This window comes from Enterobacter huaxiensis (assembly GCF_003594935.2).
Taxonomy (GTDB): Bacteria; Pseudomonadota; Gammaproteobacteria; order Enterobacterales; family Enterobacteriaceae; genus Enterobacter; species Enterobacter huaxiensis.
On sequence record NZ_CP043342.1, the window covers coordinates 709,219 to 726,492 of the forward strand.

Consider the following 17,274-nt stretch of genomic DNA (forward strand, 5'->3'; position numbering starts at 1 on the left):
CAATCTCCTGTGAACAAAAGAGTACTGCAGCGCGGGTAGCCAAAACGATGCAGACGCGTCCTCATCGAATGTAGGACGCGGATTAAGATACCCTCTTGATTTGCAACCTTCTATTGAAGTCTAAAAGGATTCAATTTAGAGGGTAGGGGGTGTGAAGGTCAGCTTTGAGCGAAGAGCTGAGCGGGTATTGATGATTGTGCCAGGTTTTATCGCGTGTCAGCGTCTGAGTCCGTAATCGATTTACTCATATTGACACCCGTAATCCCGAATCCGCAGGTTTCATAAACATGCCGGGCACGAGTATTATCACCTGCGACACGCAATCTGATCTCTTTGAAACCTTTTTCCTGCAATTACTGAGCGTTTATCCATTCGTAGAACTTTGAGATTTGCCTCCCCTATGTGGCCTAATACTTGAGAGTGCCAAGCCTGCGGTAACGCCTTCGTTTCGGTCCTAAGGTCATAAAGCGACATAAAATCATTTCCTTTAATATTGTTTAGTCCGTTTATGAAATATAAATTCTCTTTCGCCATTTAATAAATATGGAAAAACACTTCAAAAAACTATCTATTTCATCTATATGCGATTAATTCTGACGTGGCAGAGGTGGCATTATGTTCTGCCAGAGTCATAGTTATCGCAGAGTCGATGGAGGTAATTGCGTCCGCTTATGGCTGTGAGTTCAATCGATGAATGCGTCAGTTTGAGTTTTCATATCGTGACATCGATGCTAATGAATAAGGGACGTCTGTCAGAACTCCTGCATGGTTCTTACGGCGCTTACTGCTGATTGATATTGGTTTTGTCATGAGCCACCTCTGGTTGAGCGTTTATTATCGGGAGGATCACATGAATATAGATCTGAATTTTGAAAGTCTGAATACACAAGCTCTACAGTACAATGCACGTGCTTCTGTGGAGAATTTTGATGCCTGTATGACCGAATATGCTGCACTCGCACAACAGGCTAAGCAACAAACCCCGGGTATTTATGATTTACGCTACGGGATGGCAAATGCGGAACGAATAGATGTGTTTCAGGCAAGTGTTCAACCGGTTCCATTGATGATTTTTATTCACGGTGGATACTGGCATTCCCTGCGTAAAGAAGAGGCCTGCTCAATGGCTCTACTATCATGGAGACCAATTACCGCAATCACGTGTCAGTAAATAATGTTTATTGAATTCGGGTTTAGCTTAACCTGATTAATCTGGTTGCAGAATGAGTGTTCGGTTTCTTACAAAAGGATATAGTAAATGGAAAAGCTGTCTAAGATTCTTCTATCATCGCTTGTTATGTTCTCATTTTCATCAGTAGCGGCTGAAGATTTACACAGTAAATTGATTATCCAGGCTATTCCATCCTCTGAGGGGACGGTTGTGATTGAAGGTCAGCCTAAGTATGAAAAAACGTTCAAGGTCGTTGTATACAGCAAAGTTAAACAGCCGATTGAATTAACAGGTTTTGTAGGCTGCTACAAAGCCTTTGATGATAAAGGCAAGGAGTTTGATGAGCGTACGGTTCAGGCAGATCTGCTTGGAACTCTGAAAGAAGGAGCTAAAGAAGGTGAAGTCTCTTTCATCAGCGACGATGAATCTGTCTACAATGCCAAATTTGTTAAATGGTCTTCGCATTGTCCACATCGTGCCTGATCAGAGTGACCAGTACCGGGTTTTGTGGATTAAACCGCCACAATGCCATTAGAAGTGTATTCAGCACGATCTCTTTTGTCATCAGGGACTGCATTGACCAGCCGACAACTTCCCGTGAGGACGGGTCAGCTTGTTAGCCACAGGGTGTCGCTGTCCTGCTTTGCCCTGAACATAGTCGTTAGCCTACAGAATCAACTCATTCTGTATAGCCGATAATACAAGGGAGTTGCCCCGTATCGTGCCAATGCTGTAGCGCGGCGCGAAGCTGCTCAAGTTCAGCTTCCAGCCGGTGAATGCCTTCGCTGTCCGGATTCTCTTCCTGCTCTTCGCAGCGCGCTACCAGCGTTGGCACGCCCAATAACGCGATACCACCGCGCAGCCTGTGCAGCGTCTCGCGCAGAGCGGTCTCCGGCGCGTTGTGCCATGCGCGTAACTGGGCGAGAGATTCATCAATGACGGAAATCTGGAGCGAAAGAAAGAGGGGCAGGTTTTCCCCCTCCAGCAGCTCTGGCGGCAGGTCGTACTCCGGCTGCGGTACATCGGGAACCGGAGCGGTGCTTTTGAGGGGCGCCAGGAGGTCGGTGAGCATACTGAGGGTTACCGGCTTGAACAGACAATCGCGCATTCCAGCCTCCCTGGCCTTTTCACGCACGCTCTCCCGCGCGTCTGCGGTCGCGCCAAAGATGGCCACTTCGGGATAGCGTCCCAGGATGATATGCGCCAGCTCAAATCCGCTCGTGCCGGGCATATTACAGTCGGTGATGACCGCATCAGGGCGAGCGTCCTTCAGCTTTTCCAGCGCCGACGTTGAGCCGTCGGCGCTGATGACGCGGTGACCGAGCCAGCTCAGCTGCTGGCTTAATACCAGCCTGCCCACGGGGTTATCGTCGACAATCATCACGCTCAGGGAAGCGCGGGAATGCTGTGAGGCGGGCCGTATATCAGAGACATCCTGCCGCCCTTCCATGACCGGCAGCGCAAGGGACACCGTGACCTTGGTTCCGCGGCCGGGCTCGCTGTCAATCGCTAAGCTGCCGCCCATCATTGTTGTCAGTGTGTGGCAGATATAGAGACCCAGACCGCTCCCCTGTGCGACGTTGGGTGTGTTGCCCTGAGCAAAGGGTTGGAACAACCGCTCCCGGGTGGCTTCATCAATACCTTCGCCGGTATCTTCAACGTCTATACGCAGCAGCAGATAGCCATCCTCGCGTGCGTCGAGCTGCACGCGGAGCGTTACCTGGCCGCTTTGGGTAAATTTGATCGCGTTCCCAACGAGGTTGACCAAAATTTGCCTGAAGCGGCTGCGATCGACAAGCACGTCCCCCTGCAGATCGGCATCACGTTCCAGTACAAATGCCAGCCCTTTTTGAGCCGCCATACCGTCGAACAGCATCGCGGGTTCCTCAATCAGTTTGCGCAGAGATGCGCGCTCGGGGCGCAGCACCAGGCGGCCTGACTCAATGCGCGACACGTCAAGAATATTGCCAATCAATAGCAGGAGCGCCTGGGCTGCGTCCCAGGCCACCTGCACCGACTGACGGTTTTGCTGCGTATCGCCAGGACGCTTCATGACCAGTTCCAGCATCCCGAGGATCGCGCCGATTGGCGTGCGGATCTCATGGCTCATGGTGGCCAGAAAAGCGCTCTTTTCCCGGCTGACGCGCTGAGCAAGACGCCTGGACTGACGCTGGGCAGTGATGATCCCCAGCATTTTCTGCCGGTAGCGCAGGTGGCGACGATAGCCGTAGCCGGCCACGACGAGGAGGAGGAATGCGGTAACCATGCCGACCGTTAACGCCGTGCTCAGAGCTATCTGCCTTGGCCCGGTCGAGTCGAAGCTACTGCCGGCGCTCCCGCCGCGGGTGAGGGCGTGAAGATCCTCCGGCGGAATATTGATAAGCGCTTTATTCAAAATGGTGATTAACGGCCAGGACTGACGCGATGCCCCGAACGAGAATCGCATCGGATCGATGTCAATACTCCCCAGAATACGCAGCGCGGCATACTCTTTTGTTGCCAGCAGCGCGTTGGCAACGATCAGCGGCATCGCCATCATCTCGCCATTGCCGTGAAGGATGCGGTTTAAGCCGCGTCGCCAGGTGTCGATTTTTTCCAGCTGGCCGCCGTTTTGCTTGCGCAGCCACTCTTCCGGCGACTGTCCGTCCAGACTGAGCACGCCGGGGTTCACCGCCTCGGGAGCATGATGCGCCTGCCCGACCATCACCCAGGAGTTATAGAGCCAGGTGCGGGTGGTCAGTAAATCAGAACGCCAGATATCCCCCTGCGTTACGCCTGCAACCAAATCCGCTTTACCCGCATTAACCGACTCCAGCGCCGCCCGCTGCGTGGAATAACGCTGGATGACAAAGTTAAACCCGGTGCGCAGCTGTAATGCGGTCAGAACATCGGCAATGATGCCGCGCATCTGGCCGCTTTCATCAAAAAAGGCGACCGGCGGGTTATCTTCCGCCACCGCCACCCGTATACGTTTGTGTTCGTTAATCCATTTACTTTCCAGCGAGGTAAAGGCCGGCTGCCGTTCGCTTAGTGAAAGCGGGATGCCGCCATTCCAGCGGCGGTGGATCTCTATGCTTGCGCCTTCCGGCAGCGCGGCCAGCACGTTATTGAGCACGTTGATCCAAATTTGCATCTTTGGCATCGCCGCAAAGGAATACCCGGAAACGGCAAAGGGCGAGTTAAGGGGCCGGATGCGTAAGTTGCTGATGTTCGACTGATTCACCAGATAGCGGGCGGTGACGCCATCGCAAAAGAAAAGATCAATTTTTCGAAATGCGAGTGCTTCAAGCGCGTGGCGCGGGGAATAGAACGGTATGATTTCCGCATTCGGATAGCGCTTCAGAACGCGCTGAGGATCGTAGCCCGGTGCGATAGCAATCTTTCTGACCGCATCATCCTGCGTGGCTTCGTTATTCACCACTTCCACAGCAGCGTTGGGGCTGTAGGGGTGGCTCAGTATCAGCCCCTGATTTTGCTGGTTATCGCTGGCCTGAGCGATGAAATCCGCTTTTCCTGAGCGTAACGCGTCCAGTGCATCGCTGTATTGTTGATAGCGAATAACCTCTATTTCGACGCCAAGATTATCCGCTGCCAGGCCGATGAAATCGGCGTTAATGCCGCCGTAATCATTAAGCCCGGTGGTAATGTCATAGGGCGGCGACATTGGCAGCCAGACGGCCAGGCGAATCTTGCGGTGTTCACGCACCCAGCGCCATTCGCTGGCGCTGAGCCCCGGATCGGCAATGACTTCCATACTGCGTGAAAGAAGCTTAAGAGGCTCCTGCGTCGTCGCACCTGTTACCGCATAAGCAACGAATAAGAGCAGCAGCCCGCTAAGAATTCTCATTGTCACCCTCCCTGAAAACCAGTGAGATAAGCTGATTGAGATCGTCGCAGCCGCATTTTTGCAGCATCCGGGATTTATAGGTGCTAATGGTCTTATTGCTGAGCATTAAGAGATCGGCGATCTCTTTGTTGCTCTTGTCCTGCTTCAGGTAATTGAGAACGGCAATTTCACGATCCGAAAAACGTCCTGACAGCGCGTCGGACGCATCGCTTTTTTCGTTAACCAGGGTGGCTTTGAACAGCGTTCCTTCGGGAAAACATTGATAGCCCGCCATAATGAGCCTGCACAATGGCTCAACGTTTTCCAGCGGCATATTCTTATTGATAAACCCCTGCGCCCCGGCGTGCAACGTTCTCAGTGCATATATACCCGCGGACTGGCTGGTAAAGACCAGTATTTTAAGCTCCGGGAAGTGTGTCTTAATACGCGGCAACAGGTCGAGACCATCGGCGTGTTTAAGCTCAAGATCCAGAATTAATAATTCCGGGCGCTGTTGATGCAGCTGGGAAAGCAGATTCTCACCCGTAGAGGTACTGACAATCATATCCCCGTGCTTTTCAAGAAGCACCTTCAATGCAAAGCAAATTGCTGGATGATCGTCTACAAGCAAAATCGAAATCATACTACCCCTTGTCCTTTTGGTGGCCTCGCTTACTCCATCGACCTGATGGGCGATATATTAATCAACAGCGGATAAGAACGATACAGAAAAGGGCGGGAATTAGGATTAAGGAAATTTTTAATATTTCAGCGCATTTTATCGGCGATAAAGAATTAAATTAAACGCTCAATAAATGAGCTGTCGGGGTAATTAAGGTGGGGGCGATTGAAGGAATCGGTCCGGCAGCCGAGCGCGCCACCGGACCCTTTTTATCAAAACTCCATCTTCACCGTAAACTGCACTTCGCGCGGGTCGCCAATCTGGTTGCCCAGGTTGTTGGTCGCGATAGATGACGTGTAGTAGGTCTTATCAAACAGGTTCTTCAGGTTCACCTGCAGCGTCACCGGATACTGCAGCTTCATCCTGTACGCTGCAAACGCATCCGCCACGAAATAGCCCGGCAGATAATAATCCGCACCGTTAGTCGCTGAGCGGCGGCTTACGCCGTGCCCGCCGCCGCCGAGCGTCAGGATATTCCCGGCAAACGCATTGTGAATATCGTAGGTCAGGAACAGGGAGCCGGTATGGCGCGGTACGTTCGGCAGCGGTTTACCCGCGTAGTCCGGGTCTTCCAGCACCTTCGCATCGGTATAGCCGTAGCTGGCGATAATGTTGGTGTTCTCGGTCAGCGACCCCGCAAGATCCACTTCGACACCCTGCGAGCGCACGCGGCCCGCGGTTTTGGCGACGGTTTCATCACCGACGCTCTCGGTGTACAGCACGTTGCGCTTGTGAATATCAAACAGCGCGATGTTAGCTGTAATGCCGTCGAACAGGTCGAATTTAGCGCCTATTTCATACGCGTTCGACGTTTCTGGCGGGAGGTCGCCGATGTAGCTCGCAATTGACGACTGCGGCATAAACGTCTGGGAATAGTTGGCAAACAGGGAGACTGCCGGCGTGAGCTTGTAAACCAGGCCCAGCTTCGGCGTCCACTGGTCGTCGCGGCTGTCGGTGTTGACGTTAAACGGACGGCCTTTGCCCGCGTACTGGGTGTAATACTGGTAGCGCAGTCCGGCAACGGCGATCCATTTATCGGTCAGGTACAGCGCGTCCTGCGCGTAGGCGGAGTAACTCTCCTGCTTGATGGTTTGATCGCTGTCGGATGCCGAGACGGTGGTGCACTTGCCGAGGCTGCCGTAGCTCGGGTTGTAAATGTTGAAATCCTTAACGTTCTTACAGCGGATCATGTCCGTACGCAGCAGATCGTAATTCTCATACGACACGCCGGTCAGGATCTCATTGTAAAAGCCCGCGATGTCCACGTTCCCCTGCAAATCTGCCCGCGTTGTGTGCATACGCTGGGTCGAACCCTGGGTCGCATCCACGCGGCGGGTCAGGTTGCCGGTTTTTGAATCGTAGGCCATCACGCGCGCCTGGTTATCGCTGTACTTATCCTGGCTGTAGCTGTAGTCGAACTTCGCGGTCCACTGGCTGTTAAGGCGATACTCAGCGTTGAGCTGAGCGAGGTCGGACTGGCCGTCGGTCACGTTAAACGGCTCATCAAAGCGGGTTTTGCGATCGACGTCGACGGCCTTTTTGGTGTTGAGATCGAAGATCGTTCCGCGATCGAACGGCGTTTTATAGTCGCGATGCGAATAGAGCACGGTCACGGTGGCATCATCGCCGAACCAGGTCAAAGACGGGGCGATAAAGGTGCTGCGTTCGGTGCCGAAATTACGCCAGTAATCCTCGTCCTGATACTCCCCCGTCAGGCGATAGGCCAGACGCGTACCTTCGATCGGACCGGTGACGTCAAACTGTCCGGTACCGCCGCCAAAGCTGGTTGATGTGGCAGAAATGGAGCCGCCGAAGGTCTTCTCCGGGCGTTTTGTAACGACGTTAATCAGGCCGCCCGGGTCGAGAATGCCATAGAGCGTTGAGGCCGGGCCTTTCAGCACCTCCACGCGCTCGGTTGCGGCATTGAAGCTGCGCGGCAGCACGGTGCGCAGGCCGTTGGTCATGATCGAGCCGTCGCGGTTTGCGCCGAAGCCACGGCGGACGAAGGCATCCTGCGTGCCGCCCAGGGTGTTGGTCTGCACCACGTTGCTGACGTTATACAGCGCCTCGTCGAGCGTGGTCGCGTTTTGGTCTTCCAGCACTTTATCGCTGACGGTATTGATCACCTGCGGGATGTCCAGCATCGGCATGTTGGTCAGCGTGGCGGTGGAGGTGTTCAGGGGCTGATAGCCGCTGGTGGCGTCGGTGGAAGCGTAAGGATCGGCAGTGACGGTAAGCGTCTCACCGTCTTTTGCTGCTGCGTGCACCAGAGGCGCCATGAACAGGAGTGAAAAGAGCGCGCGCCCTTTTACCCCGGCGAATGAAGGTGTGAACTTAGCCATTACATCTGTTTTCCCAAAATATCCTGCGATGAAATGCTCGCGGAAGAATGTGTGAGTCATTGCCCTTACGGTCTGTCCGTTAGCCTCTACGACATCGGACTTGTAATTGAGAATCATTCAATCATGAGGAAATGTAGTAGTAAATGGAATAAATAAAAATTTCGCTACAGAGGTTTCTCTCTGGCAAATACTTTTTTCTTCCTCGTTTAAGGTATTGAAAATAAATAATAAAAATGAATTTTAATTTGTGCGTTGATGCTCAATTATCCCTGGGGTTTACAGGGTATATCTTCGCTTGACTACTACATGGCGCGGCGGCAAACTCACAAAAGAGAATGAGTTTTATTTTTATTTGTTGGTTTTTTTTCTTACGTTGGCGTTCACGTGGCTCACTACATCAAAAAGCCGGGACTGGTTCTTGAGAACCTCTCCGCGGGTTACCAGAAAAAAATCATCGTTGATGATATCTCCCTTGCGATCCCCCAGCAGAAAATGACCGTTCTGGTGGGCGCAAACGGCTGTGGAAAATCGACGCTGTTAAGTACCCTCGCGCGGCTGCTTCAGCCGCTCGGCGGCAGCGCGGTGCTGGACGGCAAAGCCATCCACTCGCAGCCAACCAAAGCGGTCGCCCGCCAGCTCGGGATCCTGCCGCAGTCTCCGCTGCTTCCAGAAGGGTTAACCGTATTTGAGCTGGTCTCGCGCGGACGTTTCCCCTGGCAGAACGTGATGCGCCAGTGGAGTGAGGAAGACGAACGGGCCGTGGAGGAGGCGTTACGCCTGACCGGGACGGCAGAGTTTGCCCATCATCTGGTTGAAAGCCTGTCCGGCGGCCAGCGCCAGCGCTGCTGGATCGCCATGGTGCTGGCGCAGCAAACGCCCTACATCCTGCTGGATGAACCCACGACGTACCTCGATCTTCGCTACCAGGTGGAGATCCTCGAACTGCTGCACACGCTGACGCGCCGGCACGGGCGCACCGTGGTGGTGGTTCTGCACGATCTCAACTTCGCCGTGAACTACGGTGATTCGCTGGTCTTTTTACGTCAGGGAAAGGTTGAGGGGGTACTGCATGAGGGCGACGCCTGCACGCCGGAGCTGATCAAAGCGGTGTTTGATGTCGACGTGCATATGTCGGTTAACCCGCTGACCGGCAAGCCGTTCTTTATGCCGTTCCGTCAGGCTGTCGACAAACCATGATGCGCACGTCTGTGGCCTTTATTCTCTTTACGCTGCTGCTTCTGGCAGGCGCGATTGCGCACCTGAGCATCGGGGCGCGCGTTATCGCCCCCCGGACGGTAATAGACGCATTATTCCACTTCGACCCGCGCAATTTTGAGCATAGCGTGATCGTCAGGCTGCGCTTGATGCGGCTGTGCGCCGCCCTGGTGACGGGCGCGGCGCTCGGCGTCGCGGGCGTGCTGCTGCAGTCAGTGATCCGCAACCCGCTCGGCGAGCCGCATATCCTGGGGCTGAATGCAGGGGCGGCGCTGGCGGTGGTGCTGACGAGTGCCCTCGGGCTGTCGCTGCCGTTTGGCCGCCCTCTGATAGCCGCAGCCGGCGCCGCCGCGCTTTTTTTGCTGGTGCTAACGTTCTCCTCATCCGGGCGTACCGGTCTCACGCCGATGAAGGTCACGCTGTGCGGCGTGGCGATGTCGGGGTTTGCCTCGTCGATTACCGCCACGGTGTTGATTCTGGATGAACAGACGCTGCTGGCCATGCGCACCTGGCTGGCGGGGGATCTGGCGGGAGTCATCGGCGAGACGATCGCTAGCGCCGCGGGGGCCGCTGCCGTGGGTTTTGCGCTGGCGCTCTGGCTGTCGCCGTCGCTGAACATGCTGGCGCTGGGGGACAGAATGGCGCAGGGGCTTGGCGTGTCGCTGCTGAAAACGCGCCTGCTCGCGCTGCTGGCCATTGCCCTGCTGTGCGGCGCGGCGGTTTCAGTTGCCGGACCGATCGGGTTTATCGGGCTCGTGGTGCCGCAGCTGATTCGCCGTCTGGTATCGGTGGACCTGCGCGTGATGGTGCCGCTTTCAGCCCTCTGCGGGGCGCTGGTTCTGCTGATGGCGGATATCGCCGCCCGCACGCTGTTTACGCCGTATGAGCTGGCAACCGGCGTGATGACTGCGCTGGTCGGCGCGCCGGTCTTTATCCTTATGGCGTCAAGGATGTTCAAATGAACCGGGCTGGATTGAGGGCTGTACGGTTTTCCTTCTTCTCGGCGCTGGTTCGCCCGAAGGCGCTGCTGTATCTGGCCGTATTATCGCTTGCCGCTCTCCTGCTGCTGAGTTTCGGCCTGACGCACGGCTCGCTTCCCATTCCCGCCTCCGCGATTGGACGTGCGCTGTTTGCGCCCGAAAGCCTGACGGCGGAGGCGCGCTACATCGTGATGGATATCCGCCTGCCGCGCCTGCTGATGGCGGTGCTGTGCGGCGCGATGCTCGGCATGGCGGGGGCGGCCATGCAGTCCATTACCCGCAACGGCCTTGCTGACCCCGGTCTTATCGGCGTGAAAGAGGGCTGCAGCGCGGCGGTACTGCTGCTGATTTTTCAGTTTCCTGCGCTGGGGCCGTACTGGCGTCCACTTATCGGCATGGCCGGTGGGCTGCTGACCGCGCTGCTGGTAGTGGCGCTGGCGCGTGATATCTCGCGCCCGCGGTTCATCCTGATCGGCATCGGCGTGTCATGGGCGTTTGCCGCCGCGATGGGGGTCTTTATGACGACCGCCGACGTGCGCGACGTCCAGACGGCGATGCTGTGGCTGGCGGGGAGCCTGCATGCGGCAAGCTGGACGCTGGTCAGCATCGCTGCTGCCTGGACAGTGCCGGCGTTTGCGCTGCTGCTCTTTACCGCGCGCGCCGCAGACGTAGCCCTGCTCGGCAACCACACTGCGACGGGGCTGGGCGTGCGAACATCACGCCTCGCGCTGCTGCGCGTGTTTGCCCCCGTGGTGCTCACCGCGGCCTGCGTCTCCTGCGTGGGGAGTATCGGCTTTGTCGGGCTGATTGCCCCGCACATGGCGCGCCTGCTGCTGCGCGGAGGGCAAACGGCACTGCTGACCGGAAGTGCCGTGCTGGGTGCGCTGCTGGTGCTGGCGGCGGATAACGTCGGGCGGCTGGCGTTTCTCCCGCTGCAGCTGCCGGCGGGAATTGTGATTTCACTGATTGGCGGGCCGTTTTTCCTGCTGCTGCTCTGGCAGCGTCGGGATCGATTTTAGGGGATAGAAATGCGCGTATTTTTTGCAATGCTGGCGCTGGTGGGTTTTGCCGTAGGGGCGGCAGAGTCGACGCAGACGTTTACTGACGACCTGAACCGCAACGTGGTGGTGCCGGTTAACCCGAAGCGGATCGTCTCCCTGCACGATCTGGATATCACCATTCCGCTGATTGAGCTTGGCGTGCCGCCGATCGCCAGCCATGGCCGCACCCGACCGGACGGCAGCCATTTTCTGCGCTCCAGCGGCATGCTGACGGGCATCGATTTTGATAATTCCGACATCAAATTCATCGGCACCGCGGATATCGATATTGAAGCCATCGCCGCGGCGAAGCCGGATCTTATCATCACCGAGCCGACCCGCAACACGCCGGTCGAACAGCTGGAAAAAATTGCCCCGACGGTGAGTATCGATCACCTCGACGGCGGCGCGCCGGAGATCTACCGCAAGCTGGCGCAGCTTACCGGGACAAAGGCGCGGCTGAAGATTCTGGAGCGTCGCTATCAGGAGCAGATCGAGGCGCTAAAGGCGACCATCGATACGAGCAAGCTGACCGTCTCGGTGATTCAGGCCAATCAGGGCAAAATCAACGCCATGCACAGCTACCACTCGCTTGGGCGCGTGCTGCGCGACGCAGGGTTCAGGTTCCCGCCGCTGATTGAGAGCATCCCTGAGGGCGGGCGCATCGACGTCAGCGCCGAGCGCCTGCCGGAGCTGGATGCTGATTTTGTCTTTGCCACCTGGCGCGGGGACACCGGCGGGAAACCGCAGGACGAGCTGGCGGCGATGGATGCGGTGATGCCGGGCTGGTGCCAGTTTCTCAACGCCTGCCGAACCGGGCATTACGTGCTCATCTCCCGCGAGGAAGCGATCTCAAATTCATTTGCCTCGCTGGGGCTGATGGCCGCGCAGGTGCAGTCGCAGATAGCGGGCCGTCCGCTGCCGGAGGCCGCTCGATGATCCGAAAAATTGATGTCTACGGCGACCGCCTCCGCTCGCGGGCGCACCAGCTGACGCCACGCCTGCTGCAGGTGGCGAGCTATATCAATGAAAATCGTGAAGCGGTTATGGAGCAGACGGCAATGGAGATTGCCGCTGTGCTACACACCTCGGACGCCACCGTGGTGCGTGCCATTCAGGCGCTTGGGTTTGGCGGGCTGCGGGATCTCAAGCAGACCCTGGAGCAGTGGTTTGGCCCGGTGGTCACCTCCAGCGAGAAGATGTCCACGACGGTAAACACGCTTACCAGCGACGTCGACGCGAGCATCGATTTTGTGCTGGAAGGCCATCAGCACACCTGCGCGGTGTTGTCCGAACCGGGCAACCGCTACGCGATGGCGCAGGCGGTGTCGCTGCTGGCGCAGGCGAGACAGGTCGCTATTTTTGGCATTGGCGCATCCGGCATACTGGCTGAATACACCTCGCGACTGTTTAGCCGTATAGGCCTGCCTGCGATCCCGCTCAACCGCACCGGTATTGGCCTCGCCGAACAGCTGATTGCCCTACAGCGCGGTGACGTGCTGGTAATGATGGCGCAAAAATCCGCGCACCGGGAGGGGCAGACCACGCTGCGCGAAGCGAAGCGCCTGGGTATTCCCACCATTTTGCTGACCAACGCCACGGACTCGCGCTTTAGCAAAGAGGCGAGCGTAGTGATCCACGTCCCGCGCGGCGGCGAGAAGGGCAAAATCCCGCTGCACGGCACGGTGCTGCTGTGCCTGGAGATGATTATTCTGTCCGTCGCCTCCACCGAGCCGCAGCGCACCATCAAGTCGATGAAGCGCATCAACGAGTTACACCGTGGATTAAAGCCGGGGAAGAAGAGTGCTTAAAACACATGCCGGGTGGCGGCTACGCCTTACCCGGCCTACAGGCTGAGTAGGCCCGTGCAAGCGAAGCGCCGCCGGGTAATAAAGCCGCTCATTGGTCAGCATGGTTCTTCCTGTACTGCAGCGGCGTCTCGCCGATCCCCTTCTTAAATGCGCTGATAAACCACGTCACGTCGGAAAAGCCCGTCTGCGCGGCGATGTCTCGCACGCTCGATTCCGTGTGAAGCAAACACTCGCAGGCCTTGCGCAGCCGTAAGGTATTCAGATAGTCGTGGATCTTCTCGCCCGTTTCCGCATGGAATTTTCGCGACACGTAGCTGCGCGATTTCCCCAGCTCTTCGGCCAGCGCGTCGAGGCGAAACTTCTCCTGATAGTGCTCGTCCAGCCAGAACATCACCCGGCTGGCGATCCCCAGGCTGCTGCCCGGTGCGCCGTCACGGTCGTCGGGCAGCATCGCAAACAGGCTAATCAGCAGCCCGGCGATGCTCTCGCCGTTCATCGGCGACGGATAACAGCTCAGCAGATGGTCGACATGGTGACGGCAATGCGCCAGGTCCGCGACCCACGCTTCCCCGCCGCGGCGCGATAGCCGCTCCAGCCGCTGCCGGGTCTGCGGGAAATCGCGCAGGGTTTTCAGCACGGCATGATGATCGAGATGGATAATCGTGCGCCGGTAAATCGCCTCGGCCTGGGCGTCCACCATCACCTTGTGCAGGGTAAACGGCGGGAAGAAAAAGAGCCGCCCGGGGCGCATGGTGTAGTGGCGGTTATCAACAATTGCCACGCCAAAGCCTTCTTCCACATAGAGAATTTCCAGACACTGATGCCAGTGGTGGTAACGCACCGTGTTGGCAAACAGGCGGCTGTACGACACGACGGTGTCGTTTAAGGTAATCAGCTCCAGACGGTCGGATGTCGGCGTGTCGCGCATAGTGCAATAAAACTCAACTTTTTCCCGTAACAACCACGTTATAAACCACCTTTTTAAATTTTCTCAACTGCAGGTTTATTCATCGCTCGCACCTGTGACATGGCTAACATTTCTGCCCCTTGCGGATTCACTATGCTTTGCCGCAGTTGATTACGAGGGCAAACCAATGTGGGCGGCAAATAAAGAAAAATCAAATCCGTTGTCTTCACGACAGGACGTGGCGGCGCATTTAAACGCGATGCTGGGCGCGCTGGATAAGCAGTTTCCGGCAGAGCGTTCTCGGTTTTCTCTGGGCGAGACCTGTGCGCACTACGCGACGGATATTGCGCAGATGGAAGGACTTTCCCGCGCGCTGTGGGGGCTGTTTCCGCTGATGGCGGGCGGTGACGCCACGCCGTTTATCGATAAGTACATAACGGCCATCAGGCTCGGGACCGATCCGCAAAGCGCGGATTACTGGGGTGAAACCGGCCCGTACGACCAGCGGCTGGTAGAGATGGCGGCCTACGGTCTGGGATTGTGCCTGCTGGGTGACAAACTCCTCGAGCGCTTCACCGAGAGCGAGGTGATGAACCTGCACGCCTGGCTCAGCCAGATTACCGACGCGCAAATGCCGGACAGCAACTGGAACTACTTCGCCATTATGGTTCAGCTCGGCTTCAAACGCGCCGGGCTGCCCTATGACCAGCGGGCCATCGACCGCCGCTTTGCGCTAATGGACGCCTATTATCTGGGGGACGGCTGGTACTCCGACGGCCCGGGCCGCCCGAAGGACTACTACATCTCCATGGCGTTCCACTTCTACGGGCTCATCTACGCCACCCTGAGCGGTGACGAGGCGAGTGCGGAGGTGCTGCGCGAGCGCTCGCGCCTGTTTGCCGAAGACTTTATCTACTGGTCCGCCGCCGACGGCGCGTCGGTGCCGTTTGGCCGCAGCCTGACCTACCGCTTTGCAATGGTTGCCTTCTGGAGCGCGGCGGCTTTTTCCGGGCTGAACGTATTCACGCCGGGCATTGTGAAGGGCATTATCCTGCGCCATTTGCGCTGGTGGCAGCAGAAGCCGATTACCGACCGCGACGGCATTCTGACCCTCGGCTTTGCCTGTCCGAATCTGGCGATGTGCGAAGATTACAACTCCCCCGGTTCGCCATACTGGGCGCTGAAAACCTACCTGATTCTGGCGCTGCCGGAGGCGCATCCCTTCTGGCAGGCCGACGAGCAGCCGCTGCCCGCGCTGGCCGAAAAGCATGTGATCCCACATGCCCGGCAGATCCTTGTCCATGCGGAAACGTCGCAGCACGTGACCATGCTCACCGCCGGACAGCTTGAGCTGAACAACTACGTCAACACGGAAGCTAAATACACCAAGTTTGCCTACTCCAGCCGCTTTGGTTTCACCATTGAGCGCGGGCGTTTTGGCCTGAAGCACGCCGCCTGCGACTCGATGCTGCTGCTGGCTGAAGGAGACGATTATTTCCGCGGTCGCCGCGAATGTGAGGACGTTCGTGTGGATGAAAACTACATCTACTCCCGCTGGTCGCCGTGGCATGACGTGCACATCGACACCTGGCAGGTGCCGTTTGGGGAGTGGCATCTGCGCCTGCACCGCATCAACAGCGCGCGTAACCTGCAAACGGCGGAAGGCGGTTTTGCGGTGATGAAAACCGAGCACCGGATCCGCGAGCGCGGCTGTTATCTGGCAGCCGAGAACGGCAGCAGCGTGATCGTCGATCTGTCGCCCGCCATCACGCGCCTGCCGGACAGCATCGTTACGCCGCCGAACAGCAGCATCATGTTCCCGGAGTGTGCCTCCATTCCGCTGTTAAAAACCGATCTCCCGCAAGGGGAAAGCTGGCTCTGTTGCGCCGTCATTGCCAGCGGAACACAACACGATGCGGTAACGCCGCAGCTGAATATCACCCAAAACCAGGTCGTTATTCGCGATCCTGGAAGCGAACGCCAGCTGTCGTTCACATTATAAAAACTCTGGCCCTACACGTCGGCGAGGATGATATGAAAAGTACATCTACAACAAACAGAACCGAATATTACAAAATCAGCAGCTTTATATTTCTCTATTTCTTTACGTGGTCTGCCAGCATTGGCCTACTGGCCATCTGGCTCGGTCAAAAAGCCAACCTGAGCGGCTCGGTTATTGGGACCGTATTTGCGGTAAACGGTATTTTCTCCGTCATTCTTAAACCCATCTACGGCTATATTCTCGATAAAATCGGCATGAGCAAATACCTGCTCTATTTTGTGGTCGCCATGTCGGCCCTGATGGCGCCGTTCTTTATCTACGTGTATCAGCCGCTGTTAATGTCCAACACCCTGCTGGGGATAATTATCGGCGCGCTCTATTTAAGTTTTGCCTGGTACGCGGGCGTGGCGGCGTGTGAATCCTATTCCGACCGCTTTAGCCGCCTGAACGGCATGGAGTTCGGGCAGATCCGCATGTGGGGGTCGCTCGGCTGGGCGGTGGCGTCTTCGTTCTCCGGCCTGCTGTTTAACCTCTCGCCGGCGTATAACTTCATCATGGGCAGCGTGGCCTCGGTAGTGATGCTAATTGTCCTGCTGAGCCTGAAAGTGAACACTAACTCCGTTCACGCCGGTGACGTCCTGACCAAAGAGAAAATTGCCCCATCGGACGTTTATGCCCTGCTGCGTAACCGCAAATTCTGGGCCTTCTGCCTGTACGTGGCGGGCGTGGCGTGGATGATGTTTATCGCCGAGCAGCAGTTCTCGCGCTATTTCGTCACCTTCTTCGACGATATTCACCAGGGCAACGCGGTGTTTGGCTATTTGGGCACCGTGCAGTCCGGCATGGAGTTCGTCATGTATATGGTGATCCCGCTGTTCGTCAACTTTATCGGCGCCAAGCGCGGGCTGTTAATTGTCGGGCTTGTGGTGGGGGCGCGTCTGATTATTTCCGGCATGTGCGATTCGCATCTGCTCATTTCCGTGCTTAAACCCCTCTACGGTCTGGAAATCTGTCTGCTGCTGGTCTCGGTATTTAAATATATCGCCGAGCATTTCGATAAGCGCGTAAATGCCACCATGTATTTACTGGGCTATCAGGCAATGCTGTACGTCGGTAACGTCGTGGTCTCCTCGCCTGCGGGATATATGTATGACCGCATCGGGTTTGAACAAACCTATATCGTCATGGGCGCTACCGCGCTGACCTTTACCCTTATTTCTGCCTTTACGTTATCCGCCTGCCAGAGTAAATGGCGCGGAGCCCGCGCGCTGAACGTAGCAGAAACCTCAACACAATAA

At 56.7% G+C, this 17,274-nt stretch carries 13 protein-coding genes and 1 pseudogene; 9 read left to right on the forward strand and 5 right to left on the reverse strand.

Features of this window, described 5'->3' with window-relative positions; all coding sequences use genetic code 11:
* Positions 1 to 206: 206 nt before the first annotated feature.
* A pseudogene (locus D5067_RS03465) lies at positions 207 to 353 on the reverse strand (N-acetyltransferase); the annotation flags it as partial.
* A gap of 497 nt (positions 354 to 850) precedes the next feature.
* On the opposite strand from D5067_RS03465, the gene D5067_RS03470 reads away from it, so the two are divergent.
* Positions 851 to 1,171, forward strand: coding sequence for an alpha/beta hydrolase family protein (locus D5067_RS03470; protein ID WP_308446510.1), 321 nt, complete (start codon positions 851 to 853; stop codon positions 1,169 to 1,171).
* Positions 1,172 to 1,258: 87 nt separating this feature from the next.
* Complete coding sequence (locus D5067_RS03475) at positions 1,259 to 1,654, forward strand: DUF4354 family protein (protein ID WP_119936965.1); 396 nt, start codon at positions 1,259 to 1,261, stop codon at positions 1,652 to 1,654.
* Between the two features lie 196 nt (positions 1,655 to 1,850).
* Here D5067_RS03475 and D5067_RS03480 read toward each other — a convergent pair whose 3' ends face one another.
* The 3 genes from D5067_RS03480 to D5067_RS03490 form a co-directional block, all read right to left on the reverse strand.
* Positions 1,851 to 5,018 (reverse strand): ATP-binding protein, encoded by a 3,168-nt coding sequence (locus D5067_RS03480; RefSeq protein WP_243544816.1) that lies wholly within the window; start codon positions 5,016 to 5,018, stop codon positions 1,851 to 1,853.
* Positions 5,005 to 5,640, reverse strand: a complete 636-nt coding sequence (locus tag D5067_RS03485; RefSeq protein WP_243544817.1) for a response regulator transcription factor — start codon at positions 5,638 to 5,640, stop codon at positions 5,005 to 5,007. Before D5067_RS03485 ends, D5067_RS03480 begins: the two co-directional genes overlap by 14 nt.
* 251 nt (positions 5,641 to 5,891) lie before the next feature.
* Positions 5,892 to 8,021: a TonB-dependent siderophore receptor gene (locus D5067_RS03490; RefSeq protein WP_119936270.1), complete on the reverse strand. Its 2,130-nt coding sequence runs from the start codon at positions 8,019 to 8,021 to the stop codon at positions 5,892 to 5,894.
* Between the two features lie 384 nt (positions 8,022 to 8,405).
* On the opposite strand from D5067_RS03490, the gene D5067_RS03495 reads away from it, so the two are divergent.
* From D5067_RS03495 to D5067_RS03515, 5 genes are read left to right on the forward strand one after another with little or no spacing between them, the layout of a single operon-like run.
* Complete coding sequence (locus D5067_RS03495; protein WP_023306964.1) at positions 8,406 to 9,218, forward strand: ABC transporter ATP-binding protein; 813 nt, start codon at positions 8,406 to 8,408, stop codon at positions 9,216 to 9,218.
* The gene (locus tag D5067_RS03500; RefSeq protein WP_119936269.1) at positions 9,215 to 10,198 is read left to right on the forward strand and encodes a FecCD family ABC transporter permease; all 984 of its coding nucleotides are present in this window, start codon (positions 9,215 to 9,217) and stop codon (positions 10,196 to 10,198) included. Before D5067_RS03495 ends, D5067_RS03500 begins: the two co-directional genes overlap by 4 nt.
* Positions 10,195 to 11,235 carry a FecCD family ABC transporter permease gene (locus D5067_RS03505; RefSeq protein ID WP_119936268.1) on the forward strand — a complete coding sequence of 347 codons (1,041 nt, stop codon included), beginning with the start codon at positions 10,195 to 10,197 and terminating at the stop codon, positions 11,233 to 11,235. Before D5067_RS03500 ends, D5067_RS03505 begins: the two co-directional genes overlap by 4 nt.
* A gap of 9 nt (positions 11,236 to 11,244) precedes the next feature.
* Positions 11,245 to 12,195 (forward strand): iron-siderophore ABC transporter substrate-binding protein, encoded by a 951-nt coding sequence (locus tag D5067_RS03510; RefSeq protein WP_119936267.1) that lies wholly within the window; start codon positions 11,245 to 11,247, stop codon positions 12,193 to 12,195.
* Positions 12,192 to 13,067, forward strand: a complete 876-nt coding sequence (locus tag D5067_RS03515) for a MurR/RpiR family transcriptional regulator (RefSeq protein ID WP_119936266.1) — start codon at positions 12,192 to 12,194, stop codon at positions 13,065 to 13,067. The genes D5067_RS03510 and D5067_RS03515 overlap by 4 nt, the downstream gene beginning before the upstream one ends.
* 88 nt (positions 13,068 to 13,155) lie before the next feature.
* Here D5067_RS03515 and D5067_RS03520 read toward each other — a convergent pair whose 3' ends face one another.
* Entirely contained in the window at positions 13,156 to 13,995 is an 840-nt protein-coding gene (locus tag D5067_RS03520) for a helix-turn-helix transcriptional regulator (RefSeq protein WP_119936265.1), read from the reverse strand.
* 166 nt (positions 13,996 to 14,161) lie between these two features.
* Here D5067_RS03520 and D5067_RS03525 point away from each other — a divergent pair, with 166 nt between their 5' ends.
* Both D5067_RS03525 and D5067_RS03530 read left to right on the forward strand, forming a co-directional pair.
* Entirely contained in the window at positions 14,162 to 15,976 is a 1,815-nt protein-coding gene (locus tag D5067_RS03525) for a DUF2264 domain-containing protein (RefSeq protein ID WP_119936264.1), read from the forward strand.
* Positions 15,977 to 16,008: 32 nt separating this feature from the next.
* Positions 16,009 to 17,274, forward strand: a complete 1,266-nt coding sequence (locus tag D5067_RS03530; protein WP_119936263.1) for an oligosaccharide MFS transporter — start codon at positions 16,009 to 16,011, stop codon at positions 17,272 to 17,274.